The sequence below is a fragment of the Bacillus sp. OK048 genome, from assembly GCF_900103525.1.
Classification (GTDB): domain Bacteria; phylum Bacillota; class Bacilli; order Bacillales; family Cytobacillaceae; genus Neobacillus.
On the sequence record NZ_FNHN01000005.1, the window covers coordinates 63853 to 86887 of the forward strand.

General features: G+C 39.2%; 18 protein-coding genes. 16 read left to right on the forward strand and 2 right to left on the reverse strand.

Annotation, left to right across the window (positions count from 1 at the left end; genetic code table 11):
* Positions 1-122: 122 nt before the first annotated feature.
* The 7 genes from BLR86_RS10765 (at position 123) to BLR86_RS10795 (ending at position 7086) form a co-directional block, all read left to right on the forward strand.
* The gene (locus BLR86_RS10765) at positions 123-1286 is read left to right on the forward strand and encodes a sensor histidine kinase (protein ID WP_090761202.1); all 1164 of its coding nucleotides are present in this window, start codon (positions 123-125) and stop codon (positions 1284-1286) included.
* Between the two features lie 28 nt (positions 1287-1314).
* Positions 1315-1998: a response regulator gene (locus BLR86_RS10770; RefSeq protein WP_175492866.1), complete on the forward strand. Its 684-nt coding sequence runs from the start codon at positions 1315-1317 to the stop codon at positions 1996-1998.
* A gap of 116 nt (positions 1999-2114) precedes the next feature.
* Positions 2115-2954 carry a DegV family protein gene (locus BLR86_RS10775; protein ID WP_090761709.1) on the forward strand — a complete coding sequence of 280 codons (840 nt, stop codon included), beginning with the start codon at positions 2115-2117 and terminating at the stop codon, positions 2952-2954.
* A 502-nt stretch (positions 2955-3456) separates the two neighbouring features.
* Positions 3457-4944 (forward strand): ATP-dependent helicase ComFA, encoded by a 1488-nt coding sequence (locus tag BLR86_RS10780; protein WP_302847215.1) that lies wholly within the window; start codon positions 3457-3459, stop codon positions 4942-4944.
* Positions 4941-5657 carry a ComF family protein gene (locus BLR86_RS10785; protein ID WP_090761208.1) on the forward strand — a complete coding sequence of 239 codons (717 nt, stop codon included), beginning with the start codon at positions 4941-4943 and terminating at the stop codon, positions 5655-5657. Before BLR86_RS10780 ends, BLR86_RS10785 begins: the two co-directional genes overlap by 4 nt.
* 275 nt (positions 5658-5932) lie before the next feature.
* Positions 5933-6481, forward strand: coding sequence for a ribosome hibernation-promoting factor, HPF/YfiA family (gene raiA, locus BLR86_RS10790; RefSeq protein ID WP_090761210.1), 549 nt, complete (start codon positions 5933-5935; stop codon positions 6479-6481).
* A gap of 236 nt (positions 6482-6717) precedes the next feature.
* Positions 6718-7086, forward strand: a complete 369-nt coding sequence (locus BLR86_RS10795) for a cbb3-type cytochrome c oxidase subunit I (protein WP_090761212.1) — start codon at positions 6718-6720, stop codon at positions 7084-7086.
* An 823-nt stretch (positions 7087-7909) separates the two neighbouring features.
* Here BLR86_RS10795 and secA read toward each other — a convergent pair.
* Positions 7910-10423, reverse strand: a complete 2514-nt coding sequence (gene secA, locus BLR86_RS10800) for a preprotein translocase subunit SecA (protein ID WP_090761214.1) — start codon at positions 10421-10423, stop codon at positions 7910-7912.
* Between the two features lie 483 nt (positions 10424-10906).
* On the opposite strand from secA, the gene BLR86_RS10805 reads away from it, so the two are divergent.
* The 8 genes from BLR86_RS10805 to prfB all read left to right on the forward strand — a co-directional run bounded on the left by BLR86_RS10805 (position 10907) and on the right by prfB (position 21475).
* Entirely contained in the window at positions 10907-12298 is a 1392-nt protein-coding gene (locus BLR86_RS10805) for a cytochrome c3 family protein (protein WP_254782303.1), read from the forward strand.
* 27 nt (positions 12299-12325) lie between these two features.
* Complete coding sequence (locus BLR86_RS10810; protein WP_090761218.1) at positions 12326-13483, forward strand: cytochrome c3 family protein; 1158 nt, start codon at positions 12326-12328, stop codon at positions 13481-13483.
* 133 nt (positions 13484-13616) lie between these two features.
* A complete protein-coding gene (locus BLR86_RS10815; RefSeq protein ID WP_090761220.1) occupies positions 13617-14315 on the forward strand; it encodes a tetratricopeptide repeat protein in 699 nt (232 codons plus the stop codon).
* 16 nt (positions 14316-14331) lie between these two features.
* Positions 14332-15300: a 6-bladed beta-propeller gene (locus tag BLR86_RS10820; protein WP_090761222.1), complete on the forward strand. Its 969-nt coding sequence runs from the start codon at positions 14332-14334 to the stop codon at positions 15298-15300.
* A gap of 233 nt (positions 15301-15533) precedes the next feature.
* A complete protein-coding gene (locus BLR86_RS10825) occupies positions 15534-16625 on the forward strand; it encodes a cytochrome c3 family protein (protein ID WP_090761224.1) in 1092 nt (363 codons plus the stop codon).
* 290 nt (positions 16626-16915) lie between these two features.
* The gene (locus tag BLR86_RS10830) at positions 16916-18031 is read left to right on the forward strand and encodes a cytochrome c3 family protein (protein WP_175492856.1); all 1116 of its coding nucleotides are present in this window, start codon (positions 16916-16918) and stop codon (positions 18029-18031) included.
* Positions 18032-18264: 233 nt separating this feature from the next.
* The gene (locus BLR86_RS10835) at positions 18265-20022 is read left to right on the forward strand and encodes an Ig-like domain-containing protein (RefSeq protein ID WP_090761227.1); all 1758 of its coding nucleotides are present in this window, start codon (positions 18265-18267) and stop codon (positions 20020-20022) included.
* A gap of 351 nt (positions 20023-20373) precedes the next feature.
* Positions 20374-21475, forward strand: a protein-coding gene (gene prfB / locus BLR86_RS10840; protein WP_139185599.1) for a peptide chain release factor 2 whose coding sequence is annotated in 2 segments (ribosomal slippage) — positions 20374-20445 and positions 20447-21475 — 1101 coding nt in all. Because the reading frame shifts where the segments join, the coding sequence is not laid out codon by codon here.
* Between the two features lie 94 nt (positions 21476-21569).
* Here the strand turns inward: prfB and BLR86_RS10845 are convergent.
* The gene (locus tag BLR86_RS10845; protein ID WP_090761230.1) at positions 21570-21938 is read right to left on the reverse strand and encodes a hypothetical protein; all 369 of its coding nucleotides are present in this window, start codon (positions 21936-21938) and stop codon (positions 21570-21572) included.
* A 220-nt stretch (positions 21939-22158) separates the two neighbouring features.
* On the opposite strand from BLR86_RS10845, the gene BLR86_RS10850 reads away from it, so the two are divergent.
* On the forward strand, positions 22159-23019 hold the full coding sequence (locus tag BLR86_RS10850; protein WP_090761232.1) for a YitT family protein: 861 nt from the start codon (positions 22159-22161) through the stop codon (positions 23017-23019).
* The last annotated feature ends 16 nt before the right edge of the window (positions 23020-23035 follow it).

Sequence of the window (23035 nt, forward strand, 5' to 3'; positions counted from 1 at the left end):
TGGCTACCAACCATTATACTACTTATGCACTAGGTAGTTGGGAAATTTTTTGGTTTACTGCATTGAGATAGTAAAATGGGCCAATACACGTTACACTAGAAAAAAGGTCTCTGGAGGAGAGCATGGCCAAAATTCAGAAGATTAATGTAAAGTCAATTGATGAAATCCGTGAAGAAATGATTGAAACTGTTACAAGCAGTAAAAGTGATATATTTCAAATTAGTGAACAGTGTCGAAAAGATTATGAAAATATGACCAATGAATTAAGAAATATTAAAGAGATGATGGTAAAACTGGTTGCCGAAGAACAACGATTAGAGGAACAGGTTCTAAAGGCGAGATTAACTTTATCAGAACTTAGTTTGAATTTCAAAGCCTATTCTGAAGCAGAGGTCAGGGAGGCCTACGAAAAAGCGCATCAGCTGCAAATGGATTTGTCCATTAATTGGCAATATAAAAAACAGCTTTTAGATAAGCGAGCAGACCTCGAGCGCAGGCTTTTGGGGTTAGACGAAACGATTGATCGTGCCGACCAGCTCATTTCACAAATATCAGTGGTCATGAATTACCTTATGAGTGACTTGAAGCTTATGGGTGAAGAATTGGAGAATGCAAAAGCAAAACAAGATTTTGGCTTGAAAATTATTGAAGCTCAAGAAGAAGAGCGTAAACGTCTATCGCGGGATATTCATGATGGACCGGCACAAATGCTTGCTAATGTTATTATGAGGTCTGATTTAGTTGACCGTGTTTATAAAGAGCAAGGACCGGAAGAAGCTTTTAAAGAGATTGGCAGTTTCAAAAAAATGGTTCGCGCCGCACTTTATGAGGTGAGGAGAATCATCTATGACCTTCGTCCAATGGCACTTGATGATTTAGGCCTAGTGCCTACCCTCAGAAAATATTTACAAACCATCGAAGAATATCATAACCAGTCGAAAATTGAGCTTATAAACATTGGATTAGAACGACGGCTTCCTGCTAAGTATGAAGTGGCCTTATTCCGATTGATCCAAGAATCCGTACAAAATGCGCTAAAACACGCCAATGCCTGTGAAATAAAAGTAAGACTGGAAATGACTAGGAATGAATTAACCGTTCTAATCAAGGATAATGGTTGTGGTTTTGATATGAATCAAAAAAAGCCCGAGTCGTTTGGAATGATTGGGATGAGAGAACGAGTAGAGCTTCTTGACGGAAATATTACTTTTGAATCAAAAATTGGAAAGGGAACTGCCGTTTTTATTGTGGTTCCATTACCATCTGAAACCAACAAAAATAAATAAAATATAGTGGAGCAGGAGGGAAAGAATGATGACTAAGATTGCGATTATTGATGACCATCAACTATTCAGAGAAGGGGTTAAACGAATTCTTGAATTTGAAAAAGCATTTCAAGTTGTTGCTGAAGGTGATGACGGCAGTGATGCGGTCTCAATCGTAAGTGCGTATAATCCTGATGTCGTCATTATGGATATTAATATGCCTCAAATGAACGGGATTGAGGCTACGCGTGAGCTTACTGAAAGATTTCCAGACACAAAAATTATTATCTTATCCATCCATGATGATGAAAACTATGTTACTCATGCACTTCAAACGGGTGCAAGAGGATATCTGCTAAAAGAAATGGATGCTGACGCCTTGATTGAGGCAGTTCGCGTGGTAGCTGATGGTGGATGCTACTTACATCCAAAGGTTACTCATAATTTAGTAAATGAATATCGTAAACTAACTGCTGGACGCACAGGCGGTGGTGGTGCATTTGTGCAAACACTTGAATTGCGACGTCCGCTTCATCTGCTAACACGTCGCGAATGCGAAGTATTACAAATGCTTGCGGATGGAAAGAGTAACCGTGGAATCGGGGAAGCCTTATTTATCAGTGAAAAAACGGTAAAAAACCATGTGAGTAATATTTTACAAAAAATGAATGTGAACGACCGTACACAAGCGGTTGTTTCAGCTATTAAAAATGGCTGGGTAGAAGTTCGCTAAATAAAACGAGGGCACGCTCTGTGGAGGGCGGGGCCCTTTCTTTTGCCTAAAAAATGCATTTTCATGCGTTTTCATATAAAATAGAACCAAACAGAATGTTAAGGATGGAATTCATAATGAAAACAGCAGTTGTGGTGGATAGTACCGCTTATATACCAAAAGAAATACGCGATAAATGGAATATACATATGATCCCGTTGAATGTTATTTTTGGCGACGAGGCTTTTCGAGAGGAAATTGATGTTACGGCAGCAGAATTTTATCAGCTAGTAAAAGAGAATGAACTTCCAACAACCTCACAGCCGGCAATTGGACAATTTGTAGAGTTGTTTGAGCGATTGTCGAAAGACTATGAATCAGTTATCTGTGTCCACCTTTCCAGTGGAATCAGTGGCACGTATGCTGGTGCGGTAACTGCCAGTAAGATGGTAGAAACTATCCATGTCTTCCCGTTTGATTCGGAACTCAGCTGTATGCCACAGGGTTTTTATGCAGTGGAAGCCGCAAAAATGGCTTTAAATGGTGAAGGAGCAGATACAATCATGCTGCGGCTTGAAGAATTGAAGAAAACCGCGCGAGCCTATTTTATGGTCGACGATTTATCCCATCTGCAGCGCGGCGGACGTCTTTCTAGTGCCCAAGCGATTATTGGCAGCCTGCTGCAAGTAAAACCGTTGCTTCACTTTGAAAATAAGGTCATCGTTCCATTTGAAAAAATTCGTACCCGGAAAAAAGCAATGAAACGGATTGCCGACCTACTAGGGGAAGACGCTGCAAGCGGTGAAAATTATCAAGCCGTTATCATCCATGCTAACCGCGAAGAAGAGGCATTAGAATGGAAGTCCAATCTAGCTGTTTTATATTCAAATGTAGAATTCTCCATCAGCTACTTTGGTCCAGTCATTGGGACTCATTTGGGAGAAGGCGCCATGGGACTTGGCTGGATGAAAAGATAAGGATCAGGAGCCAGGCGAATGGCAGCTTGGCTTTTTATTATTTAGGCCACTAGTATAACTGAATATTGATTTCATAGTGTTTGAAAAATAAGCGGAAAAATTCCGTTTAAATTGGGAAATACCCATATTTCCCTTGAAATAAGCGGAGTTTTTCCGTTTATATGATCCAAACCTATGGATTTTGTCTTATTTAGAGCAGTTAATCGGAATATCTCCGCTTATATCTGCTTCTACAGCCTCCACTATATACATTAGCCGGAAATTCTCCGCCTATGAATTCATATACCAACCACCACGAAAATCAACATTGACTCTACTAACGAGCCATTATTGCAGTGAGAAGGTGCTAAGTAGAGATTGCTCTTTCATAGCCAGGATGAAGGACAACAGTAAAATTCATTCAAAATTCCAGTGAGTTTAGATTCTAAAAGTATTCGACAAGTTGCAGGAATTTTGTCGCTCCCTGTTGAATTGGTTCAAAAAGACTAAAGGAGTGATGCCCGTGCGTTTTTACCAAAAGGACAATCATTTACTCCCAACAAAAGATAAACATAACTCGCTTCCCATTTCACTCATTCCCACCATCCCTCAACCATTACTAAACCCAGATTTCTCTTTTAATCCTGATCTTCAAAAGCTGCTCACTGGCAAACAACTGTTGCTAGATGACCTTACATTCCCTCTCGAGGTAATCCAAAATCATTATGAAAATGGATATATCACCTACCGAAAAGGAATTGATTATAGGCGGAATAAGCCAGTTTGTACACGGTGTGGAAATAAAGAACCGCAGTGGTTTGCTACCTTTCCATGCTCGAGGTGCGGCGATCATTGCCTTTATTGCCGCAAGTGCTTGATGATGGGGAGGATCAGTGCCTGCAGCCCTTTAATTGGCTGGCAAGGGCCGACTCCCGCCCATCTGCTTCCTGAAAAAATCCTTGAGTGGAAGGGGAACTTGTCAAAAGGACAGCAAGTGGCATCAAATCATGTTGTGGAGGCAATCCTTCAGAATCATGAGCAGCTTATCTGGGCCGTTTGCGGTGCTGGGAAAACAGAGGTTCTTTTTTCCGGAATTGAAGCAGCACTTATAGCCCAGAAAAGAGTTTGTATCGCCACACCTCGGACCGATGTGGTCCTTGAACTTACCCCGAGACTAAAAGCAGCCTTCCCAGGAATCACGGTTGCGTCACTTTATGGTGGGAGTGAAGACCGCCATCGCTATGCTCCACTTACTATAGCGACTACACATCAGCTGCTCCGTTTTTACCAAGCCTTTGACACGGTTATCCTAGACGAAGTCGATGCCTTTCCTTATACAGTAGAAGAATCACTACAGTATGCAGCTGTTCAGGCAAGAAAATCAACATCCTCCATCATTTACCTTACGGCGACCCCGATTGAAAAATGGCAAAGAGAATGCCGTACAGGCAAAAGGTCCTTTACTACCATCCCTGCTAGGTTCCACCGCCATCCGTTACCGGTTCCAGATTTTACCTGGTGTGGTAATTGGCAAAAGCGGATAAAAAAAGACAAGCTGCCAGCCAATGTAATCTGTTGGGTTAAGGAGCGCCTTCAGAATAATAAGCAAACACTAGTTTTTCTTCCTCATATCGGATTAATGGAAAAGGCGCTTCCAATCCTTCGGCAATTAGCCCCTGATATGGAGGCAGTCCACGCTGAGGATCCGAATCGTAAAGAAAAGGTTCAAAAAATGCGAGACAAAACCATCCCTATACTGTTGACGACAACAATTTTAGAACGAGGTGTTACATTTCCCAATATTGATGTAGCAGTTGTCGGTGCTGAGGATGATATTTTTACTGAAAGTGCCCTCGTCCAAATTGCTGGGAGAGCAGGAAGGAGCAAGGATTATCCAGGTGGTGTTGTGACATTTTTTCATTATGGAAAAACAGAAGCCATGCTAAAAGCACGAAAACAAATAATCAATATGAATCAAGAAGGTATTAAAAGGGGGCTTATCAACTTATGAATCTTTACCTTCAGGCTTATTGTCTCATTTGCCATGACAGGCTCCAACCTGATACTAGTTGGAAAGCGATTTTTTCGGCAGAAAAGGAAATACTCATCTGCCCAACTTGTGAAAATAAATTTGAAAAAATTACTGGTGAAAAATGTAGAATATGCAGCCGGTTATTCCGCGATTTGGATGAAAGGTTTAGATTCGATGATTTGTGTCATGACTGCGTTCGCTGGGAGGAGGACCTGGAATGGCAGGGGTATCTCGACTCAAATCATTCGCTATTTCTTTATAACGACTTTTTTAAAGAAGTGATGGCAAAATATAAATTCCGGGGTGACTATGTATTGGCAAAACTATTTGCTGAAAGAATTGCGGATTCCCTGCGTTTGTTAAATCCTGATTTACTTGTACCCATTCCATTAAGCTGCAAGCGGCTATACGAACGTGGATTCAATCAAGCGGAGGCCCTCATTCTGGAGGCAGGATTATCCCCCGCAAATCTCCTTACCCGAAAACACTTGGAAAAGCAGTCGAAAAAATCACGAACAGAACGTATTCATATTCCGCAGGTTTTTCAGGTGAACCGTCAGCTTGAAATAAAAGGGACAGAAATTATTCTCATCGATGATATTTATACGACAGGTTCCACACTTAGACATGCTGCAAAGCTGTTAAAAGAAGAAGGGGCAAAAAGGATACGCTCCCTAACACTTGCAAGATGAAAAGCATTATTTTTAGTTAGATTCTGATATTTTTAGTGCATTTAATTACTCAATAATTGTTTCATAAGTCTAAAAAGTGGAAATTTGTCCCTGAAAATAATAGACTAGAGGTGTAGATACATTTCTATAAGCCATTGTAATAGGGTTTATGGTTGTCACTATTTCCCCTGTGTTTTTGTCAATATTTCGACAAAATTTTTGTTCTGATTTAGCAGGATAATCATAGGGTAAAATAGAAATGTAATTACATAGGAATATAAAGGAGGAGTCCACAAATGAATTATAACGTTCGTGGTGAAAACATTGAGGTAACTCCAGCAATAAGAGATTACGTTGAGAAGAAAATTTCTAAATTGGAACGCTATTTCACAGAAGCACCTGAAGCAACGGTACATGTGAATTTAAGATTTAATCAAGATAAAACATCAAAAGTAGAGGTTACCATTCCCCTACCGAATTTAGTCCTACGTGCAGAAGAAACAAATGTTGATATGTATGCGGGGATTGACTTAATTTCAGATAAGCTTGAGCGTCAAATTCGCAAGCACAAAACAAAGGTAAATCGTAAATTCCGTGAAAAAGGTGATTTCCCGATTACGTTCGCAACTGTTGAGCACAATGAAGCTCAAGAAGTAGTTGAAGATGATTTAGAGCTTGTTCGTACAAAGCGCTTCGATCTTAAGCCAATGGACAGCGAAGAGGCAATTCTGCAAATGAACCTGCTAGGGCACAGCTTTTACGTGTTTAACAATGCAGATACGAACCGTACAAACGTTGTTTACAAGCGTAAAGACGGCCGCTATGGTCTAATTGAAACACATTAATTGAAACCAAAACGCAGTTCCGAGTACCAGTCGGGGCTGCGTTTTTTTAGCTGCCAGGGCAATGGCCCACTTATAGAATTACCTCCACCAAGGAAAATACAAAGTCCTTACCTCCTATTATTCGACATGGTCGATTTTTTTTTTGAATAAATACTATTAATAGATTGGGAATATTGGTGATTAATTGAAATATAGTGTAATAGTACCAAAATTCTAAAAATGGGGGTAGGAAAAAAGTGGGAAAAGTTTATTTGAAGATTGCCACTGTTTATTTTACGATTGGGGTTCTGGCAGGATTGACAATGGGGATTATGCATGATTTCCGTTTTGCATCGGTTCACGCCCATGTGAATTTGCTAGGCTGGGTAACGATGGCATTGTTCGGAATTATTTATCACTTTTATCCAAATGCTGCCAATTCAAGATTAGCGAAAACTCAATTTTGGTTACACAATATTGGGGTGCCAGTCATGTTAGGTGGGATAGCCCTTCAAATTCTCGGGGTATCCGCAGCGCTTCCGCCAACCATTATCGGTTCAATAGTTGTAGTACTAGGAGTCATTTTATTTATGGTTAACGTCTTTAAACATGTTGGGAAGGATTAATCAACATTTCTGATAAAATACTTGGGTGCACACGTTATTTCACATAGTTGAAATTATGTGTGTGATGGTTGTTTTTTAGGCGGAACCCCCTCCATTTATGGATGGGTGAGTGTCAGGAGAGTGAAGCCATTATCTATGCAGACAATCATTTTCAATTGTGGAAAAAGAAAGATGGACTGCAGAAATGGCTAAGGAAACATTAAAATTGAGAGGGAGACCTCTCTTTTTTGGGTTATATAGTAAAAGAGCATGTAATTGTGGCTAGAGTGACCGAAGAGCATTTATGAAAGGCGTTTGAGTCAATGCAGAGGGGCTGGAGTGACCGAAGAGCATTCAGAAAAGGCATTTGAGTCAATGTAGAGGGGCTAGAGTGACTGAAGAGCATTCAGAAAAGCGTTTGGGTCAATGCAGAGGAGCTGGAGTGACCGAAGAGCATTCAGAAAAGGCATTTGGGTCAATGCAGAGGAGCTAGAGTGACCGAAGAGCATTCAGAAAAGGCATTTGGGTCAATGCAGAGGGGCTGGAGTGACCGAAATCTGATTGGAATAGGATTTGGGTAACTTATCATAAGCCTAATCCCTGATGATGACACTTTTCAAAGCTTTCGAGTGGTGTTTGGGTTATCATAGGCCTAATGATGACACTTTTCGAAGTTTTCGAGCGGTGTTTTGGTTATCATGAGCATGATGATGACACTTTTCAAAGATTTCGAATGGAGTTTAGGTTATCATGAGTTTGAAGCCTTTCTTGGATTAACAGAATGGTAAATTCAATTAGAAAAATAAAGAGGGTCGACGATTCAATTCGCCGGCCCTCAATTCTTTTATTTCCCTGCCCCATGACAATTCTTATATTTCTTACCACTTCCACAATAACAAGGGTCATTGCGGCCGATATTCATTTCGTTCACTTTTGGTTTTTTCTTAACTGCTTCGCCGTCTTCTTTCGGATTGACAGCCTGACCTTTTGCAACCTCTTGACGCTCAAGGTTGTTGCGAATTTCTGCCTTCATGATATACATAGAAGCTTCTTCTTCAATGGATAGAACCATTGACTCGAACATTGCGAAGCCTTCATGCTGATATTCACGCAGCGGGTCAATTTGACCATACGCACGCAGGTGGATACCTTGACGAAGCTGATCCATCTGGTCAATGTGATCAATCCATTTGCTATCAACCGCACGAAGCGTAACAACTTTTTCGAATTCACGCATTTGTTCATCCGAAAGAATTTGTTCTTTTTCGTTGTAGCGTTCTTTCACCTTTGCAAAAATCGCCTCAGCCATTTCTTCTGGATCTTTACCGCGTAATTGCTCGATGGTAATGTCACCTTCATGAAGCAGATTTGCATTAACGAAATCAATAATGCCCTGCAGATTCCATTCTTCTTCATCCTCATGCTTATTGGCATGGGCTTCCACATTCCTCTGAATGGTAGATTGAATCATTTTCTCAACAATTTCACGCAAGTTTTCGGATTCTAGCACTTCATCACGTTGCGTATAGATAATTTCACGCTGTTGACGTAAAACATCATCATATTGTAATAGCTGCTTACGCGCATCAAAGTTATTGCCCTCTACGCGTTTTTGTGCAGATTCAACGGCTTTTGAAACCATTTTACTTTGGATTGGCTGGGTATCATCCATTCCAAGTCTTTCCATCATCGCTTTCATATTGTCAGAACCGAAGCGGCGCATCAGTTCATCTTCCATTGATAAATAAAACTGGGTTACCCCTGGGTCCCCTTGACGTCCAGAACGTCCACGAAGCTGGTTATCAATCCGTCGGCTTTCATGGCGCTCGGTACCAAGAACAGCAAGACCGCCTAACGCAACAACCCCTTCACCAAGCTTGATGTCCGTACCACGACCAGCCATGTTTGTGGCAATGGTAACAGAACCTTTATGGCCTGCTTCTGCAATAATTTCTGCTTCGCGCTCGTGATTTTTCGCGTTCAAGACATTATGTTTAATACCTTTTTTCAATAAATATTTCGAAATTACCTCTGATGTTTCAATCGCTACTGTACCAACAAGAACAGGCTGTCCGTTTTTATTGCGCTCGGCAATATCTTCCACTACAGCACGGAATTTGCCATCCATGGAAGCATAAATTAAATCTGGGCGGTCATCACGTGCGATTGGTCTATTGGTTGGAATGACGATAACATTCATATTATAGATGTTGCGGAATTCCTCTTCTTCCGTCTTGGCTGTACCAGTCATACCAGCAAGCTTTTCATACATACGGAAGTAGTTTTGAAAGGTAATAGTTGCCATCGTCATGCTTTCGTTTTGAACTTCCAAGCCTTCTTTTGCCTCAATAGCCTGATGTAAGCCTTCACTATAGCGGCGCCCCTTCATTAAACGACCGGTAAATTGGTCAACAATGATGATTTCGCCATCTTGAACAACATAGTCAACATCAAGATGCATGCTGACATTTGCTTTCAGTGCCTGGTTAATGTGATGGTTTAAGGTAACATGTGACATATCGAACAGATTCTCAATACCAAAAGCTCGCTCTGCTTTATTAATTCCATCTTCTGTCAGCATAACGCCTTTTGTTTTTTCATCATACGCAAAGTCTTTGTCTCTTGTCAGAGTGCGGACAAAAGCATTCGCTTGTATATAGAGTACAGCCGACTTTTGGGCGGAGCCAGAGATAATTAGTGGTGTCCGCGCCTCATCGATTAAGATCGAGTCAACCTCGTCAATGACAGCATAATACAGTGGCTTCTGTACTTTTTGCTCTTTATATAGAACCATGTTATCCCGTAAATAATCAAAGCCAAACTCATTGTTTGTCCCATATGTAATATCACACGCATAGGATTCCTGCTTTTCCTCTTTAGTCATACTGTTTAGATTCAAGCCAACGGTTAATCCTAAAAATTGATATAGTTGTCCCATTTCAGTTGCGTCACGGCTTGCTAGGTATTCGTTGACGGTAATAACATGAACACCTTTTCCAGAGAGGGCATTCAAATACACAGGCATGGTCGCGGTTAACGTTTTACCTTCCCCAGTCTTCATCTCCGAAATGTTCCCTTCATGGAGAGAAATCCCCCCCATTAGTTGAACATGGTATGGATACAAGCCAAGTACGCGGCGGGCACCTTCACGAACAACTGCAAAGGCTTCAGTAAGCAAATCTTCTAGTGTTTCACCTTTTTGATAGCGAAGCTTAAACTCCTCTGTTTTTTCACGGAGCTGATCGTCGCTAAGTTTTTCTGTTTCTGCAGCTAGCGCACCAATTTGATTTGCCATTTTGTCCAGTCGTTTCAGCTCGCGTTTATTAAGGTCGAATACTTTATTTAAAATCCCCATCATATGATGAAACGCTCCTTTATTTCTAATTTATCCATCTAAAATAGTTTACTTTTTAAACCAAAATTTTCGATAATTACCCTTTTTATCTTACCACTTCCGATTTAGAGTGACAACATTGTTACCGTTATAGCCACATTTACAGTAAGCAATTCAACGAGAATTTGAAATTGTCGAAATTGCCCTTTTAAAATTGTGGATCAATTGTATGCGATGAATTAATAATTTTATGCAAAAAAGATGTTGAATTGTGAATGTTTATTCGTTTGTTTGTATAAAAATAAAAGAATATCTATGTTAACAACATAACTATATTGTTAATCCAACCCTTGTAATTGCAACATTCCTATGTTGTTTTTAGGGATAATATCCTAAATGTTCTTTATGAGAAAATATTCACAAATTGTACATTGGAAAATACTCTTACAATGTTAGATACTACCATTAGAGAGGTTAATTTAGAAAAAATAGAGATAAAAATAAAAAATGGGAAGGGTGAGTCAAGTGGCCTTTTGGGGGAAGAAAAATAAAGAAAAACCTGAAACTAGAGAAGATAAAAAGAAAACTGGCCCAATACGCAAACTTTGGCATAAAGTCAAAAACATAAATTGGAAGGATCCAGTTAATCGATGGAAATTATTATTTGCATCGCTAATTGCGTTTATCGTCATTTTTGGCGGAGGATATGGGGTCATTTCCTTTACAAATTCGCCAACGTTCTGTTCTAGCTGCCATGAGATGGCACCAGAGTATACAACATTTACAGCAAGTTCACATAGTGAAATTTCCTGTGTACAGTGTCACATAAAACCGGGATTCGTCAACATGATGACACACAAGGTAATTTCATTAAAAGAAGTTTATCATCACGTCATGGGCATACCAGAGCAAATTGTCCAAACCGAACATGAAGCAGTATCAGATGAAAACTGTTTACAATGTCACTCTAAAAACCGACTTGTATCAGCTTCAGGCGATTTAATCGTAAACCATAAAGGTCATATAGAAGAGGGCGTACCATGTATTAGTTGTCACGCCGGAGTAGCGCATGCGAAAATTGCAGCACGTGGAATCAATACAGAAGAGGTTCGCGGTCATTGGACAGAAGAAGTTGCCCAACAAATGATGGAAAAGAAATACTTGGCTCCAAATATGGGTACATGTATTGAATGCCACGATAAAGTGAACAACGGTGAAAAGCCATGGACAGATGTCGCTTACCTTGTGCCACCTAATCCAGAACACTTAGAAAAAGAGGCAAAGAAAACTTCAAACGCTGTAAAACATGAGGCGAATACGGAAGAAGAAGGGAAAGAAGCTGCTGCACAACATGACAAAAAAACACAAAAGATTATTTTAGAAGCACTTGGAAAGCAACAGAAGGACGTTAAGCTTTCAATGGCATGTGCAACTTGCCATGAACAAGTAAAAATTCCTGAAGATCATAAAGTTGCCGATTGGAATAATAATCACGGTGGAACTGCCCTTAATCAACTTGATCAATGTGTCGACTGCCACCAGGATTCCAAATGGTTTAGGGATATTCCGAAAGAAGACTTAATCTCGCTGTTAAAAATGGCAGAGGTTACGGAAGCAGATAAAGATCATCATTATCAACCAAACATTACTGTCGTAAGAGAACAGTCAAGAATCAATAAATTCTGTAGTGCCTGTCACTCTGAACGTCCAGCTGGGCACGGTGAAAGTGATCAATACTTAACATCACATGCAAGCAAAGCCACAACAGCAGAACAAAAAGCAGAATGTTTCGTCTGTCATGATCGTGAAGAACCAAAAGCACAAGATGTAAAAGCTCCAACAGATGTTTACTGTCAATATTGCCATAGAACTGGTTTTAAAGATGATGTGAAAAATTAAGAATTTATTGTCTGGAGGGACGCTTTAATGAATGAAGAAAAAGAACAGCTGTCGGCCCCTCCCCGCTCACGCCTAAGATTATATAAATTTATGACTCTAACAGTGTTGTTTCTAGTCCTCTTCTTTTCCCTTGGAGCAGTCGGGCTAGAAGCAACCTCTAGCTCTAAGTTCTGCGCATCATGTCATGAGATGAAACCTGAATACTATACGTGGAAGGCTTCCTCGCACAGTCAAGTGGATTGTGTTAACTGTCATATCAAACCAGGGTTTAAGCAAACAGCGAAGGATAAAATTGGGTTAATCGCTAAGGCAGTCAATAAAGATGATACTCAAAATGTTGCACCTATTCGCATGCCAGGTGAAATACCTGATAGCACATGCGAAAGCTGCCATAATGTTCTCCAAAGACAATTCACTGTATCTGGGGATATCATTATTCCCCATGATAAACATAAAGACGAAGATGTCAGCTGTATTCAATGCCATAGCGGTGTAGCCCATGGTGAGATTGCTGATCGGGAAATGACGTTTAAGACAGATTATGATAAGTGGGACAGCGATTTAGGTATTGCGGCAATGGCCGATCTGAAATGGACGCGTCCAACAATGGACACATGTATGGATTGTCATGAATCTAGACAAGTTACAACAGAATGCAGCGCCTGTCATACTACCGGTATGCTACCAAAAAGCCATGAAGAAGCATCATTTAAAACAAAAACACATGGTAAACAAGCAAAAGAGGAATTAAAAGACTGTAATTCTTGTCATAAATATATGTCATCTGTGGAAATTGAAGGGTATGAAGGTCCGTCAGTTCTTGAAAAATATATCCAGGCAGATAGCGGGAAAGTAACCAAAACAGAACGAACGTATGCAAAAGAAAATACTTTTTGTCAGGATTGCCATAAGATCCGACCTCCTAGTCATGAGGGCTCTTACTTTGATGATCACGGAGCTCAAGCGAGCAAAAATGGAGAAACTTGCTATACGTGCCATGAGCCTAATCGTTCAAACACTTCAAGTAGTAACACGGTGGATTGTTCATCGTGTCATCAGATGAAGCATTTAAATAAATGGCGTGAGAAACATCCAGTTGCGGTGGGGAATGTTACTAAGCCGCAAGAAAGCTGCTATACCTGCCATGTTAAAAAGACTTGCAGTTCTTGCCACAAAAGCAAATAAATGAGCCCAAGATTTCTTGGGCTTTGCCATATCAAAAATGTAATTGAGTTTGAGCTTTTGTAGGTTTCGATCTTCAAAAAAAGGATAGGTATTATCCAACAGAAAATAATGATGAATTATGAGGAGGATTCTTATGGAGGCCCATGAACTCCCGATTAAAGAAAGTCCAGAGTCAAAAAATGATTCGCGGATAACGAAAAAGAATGACCGCTTTACTAAATTACAAGGAATCTCACTAATTATTGCTACGCTCCTTATCAGCTTGGTGGGAGGCTATATGATTAGCGATAAATTTATTTGGAGCAAACAGAATCAGGATCGAATTGTGCAGCAAGTGAACTACTATGAAGGTTTAGTAAGTAAAGAACCAAATAAACCAGAACATCGTGTCAATCTTGGTTATTCCTATCATTTAAATGGCAAAAGTGAAGATGCTATTAAGCAATTGCTGGTGGCAATCGACTTGGATAAGAAAAACGTTCCAGCCTATTTTAATCTTGGGCTTGTTTACAACGATGAAAAACGCTATGATGACGCACTTAAGCAGGCAACTAAAGCTGTTGAGTTAGCACCAAGAGATTACAAAGGCCATTTATTAAAAGGAATGGTTTATCGACAACTCAAGATGTATACAGAAGCACTAGCATCTCTCCAAGAAGCAGATAAATTGATGCCTGTAAATAATGATATTATTTTTGAAATTGGTAGAGTAGCAGAGGATCAAGGCAACATGCAAGATGCCGAGGAGCTTTACAAAAAGGCATTAAGCTACGATCCACTTTATAAACCAGCTTCTGAAGCATTAACTAGAATAGCAAGTGACAGCAAATAAAAGGAGATGACTAGAATTGAAAAAGTCAACAACATATATATGGATGAGTGCCATGGTTGTACTTTCTGTAGCCCTTTTCTCAGGCATCACCTTTATGGATTTGGGTCCAACACTGAAACCAATTATTGCAGCAGCAAACCCCACTAATGGTGGTGAACCTGAATTTAGACAGTCTTTTTATGGCAGCTTTGAAGCGCCTTTAGATAAACCGATGGATGTTGCGAAAATTGGTGATCTCATTTACGTTTCTGATACTAAAAATAACCAAGTTCAGGTTTTTGACCAGTCTGGTAATAATGTAAATGTATTCGGTAAACAAGGAACTGAAAAAGGACAATTCCAATTTCCATATGGTATCGCTGGTGATAAGGATGAACAAGTGTATGTGGCTGATTTATATAATGGCAATATTTCCATTTTTACGGCAAAAGGGGAATTTATTAAATTCTTCCCAGACAATGAAAAATTGATTCAATCACCTGGTGGATTACGGATTTATGACGAAAAGCTTTATGTCACGGATATTAAATCAAATAAGTTATTCATTTTTGATTTAAATGGTAAAAAGCTAATGGAAATTGGCGGTCCCGGTCAAGATGAAGGAATGTTCATCGCTCCAAATGCCGTTGCAGTCGACCGAGATAATCAAATTTATGTCACAGATTCTGGAAATAATAGAGTCCAAGTTTTTAATAAAGACGGGAAATTTATTAGAATTATCAACGGTTCAGATGATGGCAAAGGTACTGCTCTATTCGTAAATCCTCGCGGAGTTGCCGTCGATTCAAAAGGAACAGTTTATGTAGTTAGCAATTTGTCACATAACATCTATGCCTTTGACCAAGATGGAAAAAAAGTAAGGGAATTAGGTGGAATGGGGACAGATAATGGTCAATTATATCTTCCTAACGGTCTTTTCATTGATGAATTTGGTGCCATCTATGTAACGGATACAATCAATCAAAGGATTTCAGTGTTCTATTAATTTATTCTCCTATTAAAGGTATTCAGGCAGAATTTAACAAAAAGGATTAACAATAGACACGAAAACCTCCATTTTTATTGTGACTCCTTTTATTGCTAGGTAGAGATTCTTGCCTTTTTAAAGAGAAAGAGAAATTTCCTTAAAGGTGGTGATGCGAGGAAAAAGGGGCTGACGTTTTAGAAGTGAAAAACTAGAGAGAAAAAAAGAGAGAGAAATTTGGGAGGTTTTAAGAAATGAGCAAGGTGAAATTAGGCTTTACAGCATTATTTACGCTTATTTTATTAAGCATGTTTGCTGCCTTTGCTTCTGCAGAGGAGTTCACTCCAACACCAGGCAATCCAGCACCAGAGATTCATGTTGGAACTATTGATAACAATGGTGAAGTAAACCAACATAGAACACACGGTAATTTCCAAAACAACACAAACTCTTGTGCAAATTGTCACAGCACGCACAATGGGGACAATGCAAAATTAGTAAAGTTTGAAAAAACTGAGTCTGATTTGTGTTTAACATGTCATGACGGTACTTTAGGCTTCTACAACGTAAAAGGACAAGGTGCAGGTGCAGGTACATTCAATACCACACATGAAAGTTCCTCAATGCACAACGTCGGTACAGTATCAATTGGATCAGCTCCAGGTGCGTTGGACAATAAATCTGCAGACACAATGCAATGTTCTAGCTGTCACAATCCACACGGATCTACCAATGACCGTTTATTAAAAACAACTGTTGCTGGTGTAACTTATTCTGCAACACCAATCAAACTTGCGTTAACTGAGGATCCTGATTTTGCAGCTATCAACAGCAACGCTACAAATTCTGGATTAAAAATTACAAAATCAATTGGTCCTAAGGAAAATGCGGATAAAGTAAACTATGCTAATTTCTGTTCTACCTGTCATGATACTTATGATACAGGAAGTGGAACGAAAACCGCTTTAGGTCACTATTCACATACTACAAACAGCTCTTCACAAGGTAGAAACTGTGCAAGCTGTCACTATGCTCATGGTACTGACATTAACATTTTGAAGGATGCTGCTGGTAAAACGATTGCAGATTATCAAGCAGAAGGTTGGGAAAAACAAACCGCTATTGCTTACATGAAAGACGTAAGTGCTGGTGGTTCTAATAATAAGAAATACACGAACATGTCTGTTTGTTGGACTTGTCACACTTCAAGCCACCCACTTGATACTCCAATGCCTGCACAAAAAGGTGATCCAAAGCTTGGTACTGGTGAATATTGGAACTGGGTATATAGCTCTAGATATTTAAAAGACATTCCTACATTCAATGAAAAAGCAAACATTAGATAAAAAGTCAAAAATAGCCCTACTATTTTGTTAGCTCTAAAAAAGTTAAATAAAACAAGGTAGTAATAGATTTTTACTACCTTGTTTTGTATCAATATTTCTATCTTATTTAGTTTTTCATCTGCCGCTGAAAAATTAAATAAGGGAGAAACCAGCAGATACTTGCTATAGGAATGTGTACTTTTAATAGTCTAACCTTTAAGGAGGTGATATGAAAAAAGTCTATAGTTTTGGAGAAAAAGAGAAAAAGAGAAAAAGAGAGAGAGAGAAAATCTATGGGAGGTTTTAAGAAAATGAACAAGGTAAAATTAGGCTTTACAGCGTTGTTTACACTTATTTTATTAAGCATGTTTGCTGCCTTAGCGTCTGCAGAGGAGCATACACCAACGCCAACTAACCCAGCACCTGGCATTAATATCGGTACCATTGATAATAATGGCCAAACTAACGCACACAAAACACATGGTAATTTTCAAAACAACACAAACTCTTGCGCAAACTGTCACAGCACACATAATGGGCAATCTGGAAAATTATTAAAGTTCAAGAATGCTGAATACGATATGTGTTTATCATGTCACGACGGGACAATGGGATTTTATGATGTCCAAAAAGCAAGTGGAGCTGGAATTTTCAGCGAATCTCATGAAAGTGCATCCATGCATAATGTATCATCAGGAATGACAAATGGATCGGCTCCTGGTGCCTTCACAAATACAGATACGAATGAATTAACATGTTCGAGCTGTCATAACCCACACGGATCTGTTAATGACAGATTGTTAAAAGAAAAGGTTATTGGTAATGTTCCATTTGCATTTGGTACTGTTAATGGAGCTAAAGTACCAGTTTCATTAGGAACTAAAACAATTAATCTTGCATTAACACCTGATCCTAATTTTGAAGCTATCAATAATTCTACAGCGAATTCAGGATTAAAAATTACTACGTCAATTGGTCCTAAAGACAATACTGACAAAGTAAACTATTCTCAATTCTGTTCTGCTTGTCACGATGACTATTTAGCTAGCAGAAGTGCTGGTAGACCAAGTAATAGTACGAAAGCTGCTGGAAACACAAACCATGACTTCCTGTATACTCATGGAACAAACACTAGTTCGTCTGGTAGAAACTGTGCGAGCTGTCACTTTGCTCACGGTACAGATATTTCCACAATGATGGATACATCCGGTAGAACCATTGCTGATTTACAAAAACCTGCTCCGATTGGAATGGGTTGGACTGAACAAGTTGCCAAAGATTACATGAAAGATGTAAGTGCTGGCGGTTCTAACAACAAGAAATTCACCAACATGACTGTCTGTTGGACTTGTCACCAATCTACTAGAGCGATTGATACTCCAGTAGTAACGGGTGGAGATTATAGAGGTAAAGCTAAAATCCGTTAATGAAAGGCAAACAAATAGCCCTACTATTTGTTAACCTTTGTGGAAAAGCATCAACTTAATGTAGTAAACAAGGTAGTAATAGTAATTATTACTGCCTTGTTTTATTATTTCAGTCTGTTGCCAAATTGTCAAAAAGAATACCTTAACTATGATAATTAATGTTAAATCAGTTGATATAATAAAAGAAAAAGCACATTATATGCTTTTATTATGTATAGAAAAAGGTGGATTTTATGAAGAGGACGAACTATAGACGAAGGTTACTTTCACATATTGTCATAGCGGGCGTTTTCCTTAGTTCTTTCCTTTTTTATTCTCCTGCTGACATCGTTTTTTCTGCTCAAGGTGATCCTTATTTAGAAGTGATTACTCCGAGTGAAGCCGCGGTGTTTGATGTTACAACGGTTGAATTTACAGGTAATATGTCAGATGATCGTACACCACCTGATCAGCTTTCACTAAAAGTATTTGAAAAACTCGATTCCAGTAGTGAGCCAATTGAAATTACTAAAGATGGACAGTTGACGGTTGCAGCTAATGGGCAAAATAGTAATTGGACATTTTTAAAGCTATTTTCTATGGGGAATCATTCACTTTCTTTTGTCCTTATGGATGTAGAAGGTAATACAGTTGAAAAAACCCTGAATTTTACGGTTAAGCAGAAAGAGGTCGAGGTGCCGAATACCATCATGGAAGCAACTCCTATCGATGAGCAAATCACTCCTGCAGCAGAAACAGTACTGCCGCTAGTTGATGAAAAAGGTCCAAGACCCTATATCGTAGATATGAAGATTATTCCTCCAGGTGTTATGGATCCAAGTGGTTATTTACCAGCTGAGGGTATGACCCAAGTACCTTTAGATTCAAAAATCATGGTGGTCATCAGAGAAACTGGAGTTTTAAATTTTACTCAACCTTTGTTTGTTTCATCTAGTAAGGGAGAAATCAAAAGTAAAGAAGAAGTAGAGGGTATCATCCCTCAAAGAAATAAAAATGGGGACTATGAAATTACATTCACCCCTACTGGACAACTAGATTCAAATACTACCTATTATGTTTATGTTAATCCGGCTATGACCAATGCCCTTGGTCAAAGGATATTTCCTAGATTCCTTAAATTTACAACAACAAATAATTATCATATAGGGGATATACACGGAAACTATTCAAATAATACCAATTCCTGTGCGTATTGTCATAGTACTCATACTGGTGAAACACCGACCCTTGAAGGTGGTAAATACGGAGCAACAGAAGACAATTTATGCATGGTCTGTCATGATGGGACTAACGGTTCACCGATGCCAGATAAATATAATAGCACAAACAAACATAATCAACACACGGATGCCCAAGTAAAGGATTCCCAATCATGTACGAGTTGCCACAATCCACATGCTTCTTGGACAGAAGATAATCCAGCTAGACTGCAAAGCGTTCAAGTAGCAGGGTCTAGTCATTTCCAACCTCTTACTTATAAAAAGGCTGGTACGACAACTGGAAAAGCAGAAGACTTTACCTTGTGTTTGAATTGTCACGATGGGAAGAAAGCCTCGAATATTAAGCAGTACTATGAGGACAAAACGTTACTAACTGAATCGGGTCATAACATTACTGCTGCTGATGGCAGTACTTTAAATGGCCAGCTTGCATGTGCTGATTGTCATGAAACACATGGTTCAAATAATATAATGTTGCTTCGAGAAGAACTTGGTAATGTAAAAGTAGCAGATACTGACAAATTTAAGACGACAGGCACTTCTTGGGATGCTGTGAATGAGCGGCAATTCTGTTTAAAGTGTCATAACAATACCACAGAGGTATATGGAAAGACGGGACCATTCCTATTTAAGAATGATTCTGATGAGCCTATAATAGGTCATCAAACGCAAGATGTTCAAAGTTGTTCATCATGCCACGGTGGTGCTTCTCAATCTTATATAGAAGCAGCACACGGACCGAAAAAAGGAATTCATGTAGTTAAACCATAATGAAAAACGAGAGGAGTTCCTCTCGTTTTTTTGTGGATAAGATTATCATTTAACTAAACCACCAATGATTAATTGTAGATAACTCCTGTGAATATGTAGATATGTGGATAAAGTTTTTAGATTTTTTTAAAAAATCTGTTAGTATTTACACTTATCCACATTTTTTGTTTAGATGGTTAAACTAACATGTTAATAAGTTGGGTTATCCACAGGAATGTATTTGTTTTAAAATAGGACAGTAAATGTTGATTTTTGAATTTTCCCCTCCATAAAGGCTATAATGGATAAGGAACAAACGAACGCTCGCGACATATGCTACAAACAGACGTAATTTTTATAGAGGTGAAGGAAATGGAATTAGCAGAAATTCGACATGAACTAGAAAAGACAGCTAAACGTTTAGCGGACTTTAGGGGGTCTCTTTGACCTTGAAAATAAGGAAGCACGGATAGCTGCGCTGGATGATCAAATGCTTTATCCAGATTTCTGGAATGACCAAGAAAAGGCTCAAACCGTCATTAGTGAAGCAAATGCACTTAAGGATCAGGTAAATGAATTTAGTGAGTTGTACAAAACATTTGAGAATCTAGAAATAAGCTACGAGCTTGTCAAAGAAGAAAGCGATGAGGAATTACAGACTGAACTTGAGGAAGAGCTAAGTATACTAACTTCTAGATTAAATGAATTTGAACTTCAGCTGCTTTTAAGCGAAGAATATGATAAAAATAATGCGATCTTAGAGCTGCATCCAGGTGCTGGCGGAACTGAGTCACAGGATTGGGGCTCGATGCTTTTGCGTATGTATACACGCTGGGCAGAAAAAAAGGGCTTTAAGGTAGAAACCCTTAATTACCTTCCAGGTGATGAGGCGGGTATAAAAAGTGTAACCTTGGGGATTAGAGGCCATAATGCCTATGGTTATTTAAAAGCAGAAAAAGGTGTACACCGTTTGGTGAGGATTTCACCGTTTGACTCGTCAGGACGCCGCCATACTTCGTTTGTATCATGTGAAGTAATGCCGGAATTTAATGATGAAATTCAAATCGAGATTCGGACCGAGGATTTGAAAATAGATACGTATCGCGCCAGTGGTGCTGGTGGTCAGCATATTAATACAACAGACTCGGCGGTGAGGATTACGCACGTGCCAACTGGTGTTGTCGTTACCTGTCAAAATGAGCGCTCACAGATTAAAAACCGTGATGCCGCAATGAAAATGCTGAAAGCGAAATTGTATCAACGAGAAATTGAACAGCAGGAAAAAGAACTGCTGGAAATCCGCGGGGAACAAAAGGAAATTGGCTGGGGAAGTCAGATCCGATCCTATGTTTTCCACCCGTATTCCATGGTAAAAGATCATCGGACAAGTGCGGAAAGTGGGAACGTTCTGGGTGTTATGGACGGAGACATTGACCAATTTATCGACGCATACTTGCGATCAAGAATTTTATAATAACTATTTAAAGCCTTTGCCCTAGAGTGGCAAAGGCTTTACTATTTGGACTTTTTACCGCTCATGGTGGGATAATAATGGGGAAGTTAATTTGCTACCTTGTACCATTCAGTTCCTCAGAGACCATTTCAAACATTTTATCATGATGGTCGAGTTTCTCTTCTATATGCCTAAAGTGACTTCTGAATTCGATAGCATTATTTTCAACCGTTTCTTGAAGAAATTCAATTCTAGACTCTACTTTATCAAACCGATTGTCCATCGCATCGAATCGATTATCCATTGCATCGAAACGTGTATCCATCGAATCGAATCGATTATCCATTGCATCAAAACGTGTATCCATTTGATCAAACCGCTTATCAATAACATCAAACTTTTTATCAATTGCTTCAAAGCGATGATCCATTTTTTCAAACTGTTTATTCATTTGCTCCATCATTTTCATTAATTGCTGCTCCATGTTTTCACCTCCTCTATTCGACAATTATACCATTTATTTAGGTGAGAAATACTATCCTTAGAATTCCACATGAAAACGATTTAATAACAAATACTATAATAAATTTAACCCTTTAATGCTTCACTTCAATGCCATTTACAGTGAATTTTTGCCATGCTATACTACTTCGGTTAACAAAGAAAAATTATAGTGAAATGGTAAGATAGAGGGGAATATACCGATGAATAGAAGAATTAAACAATCTGCACCTAAATTTGAAACTCCTTTAGAATACATAAACGTTTTGGTTGGGGCTGCACTTATTGCATTGGCATTCAATGTATTTCTGCTGCCTAACCAAGTTGCTTCAGGCGGCGTCAGCGGAATCAGTACAATTTTACTACACGTCCTAGGCTGGGAACCTGCGTATGTCCAATGGGCTTTTAATATCCCTTTGTTTATCGCTGGAGTTATTTTCTTAGGAAAACAATTCGGAGTAAAAACGCTTGTAGGAACTTTATTTTTACCATTTGTTGTTTTTTTAACAAAGAATATAGAGCCATGGACAAATGATGCCTTGCTTGGAGCCTTGTTCGGGGGAGTTGGAGTAGGGCTTGGCTTAGGAATTGTGTTTAGGGGAAATGCCTCAACTGGCGGTACGGATTTGGCGGCACAGATCATTACAAAGTACACTGGTCTTACCCTTGGGACAAGTGTCGTCTTGATAGACGGATTAATCGTTATCGCAGCAGCAATTGTGTTTGATATAGAACGAGGATTATATGCACTCATTGCCTTATATGTAACCAGTAAAACGATTGATTTGGTCCAGGTTGGATTTGGCAGGTCAAAGACAGCGATGATTATCACAAATAAACAAGATGAAGTACGTGAGGGAATACTGAATAAAATTGATCGTGGTGTGACTAAACTATCTGCTTATGGTGGTTTTACTGACAATGAGCGGCCAGTGCTGATGTGTGTTGTCGATCAACGGGAGTTCACAAAATTGAAACAATTAGTCAAAGCTCTTGATCCTTCTGCGTTTGTTGTAGTTATGGATGCTTCAGAAGTGTTAGGGGAAGGTTTCAAAAAGGCGTAATACTGCTATAATAGTT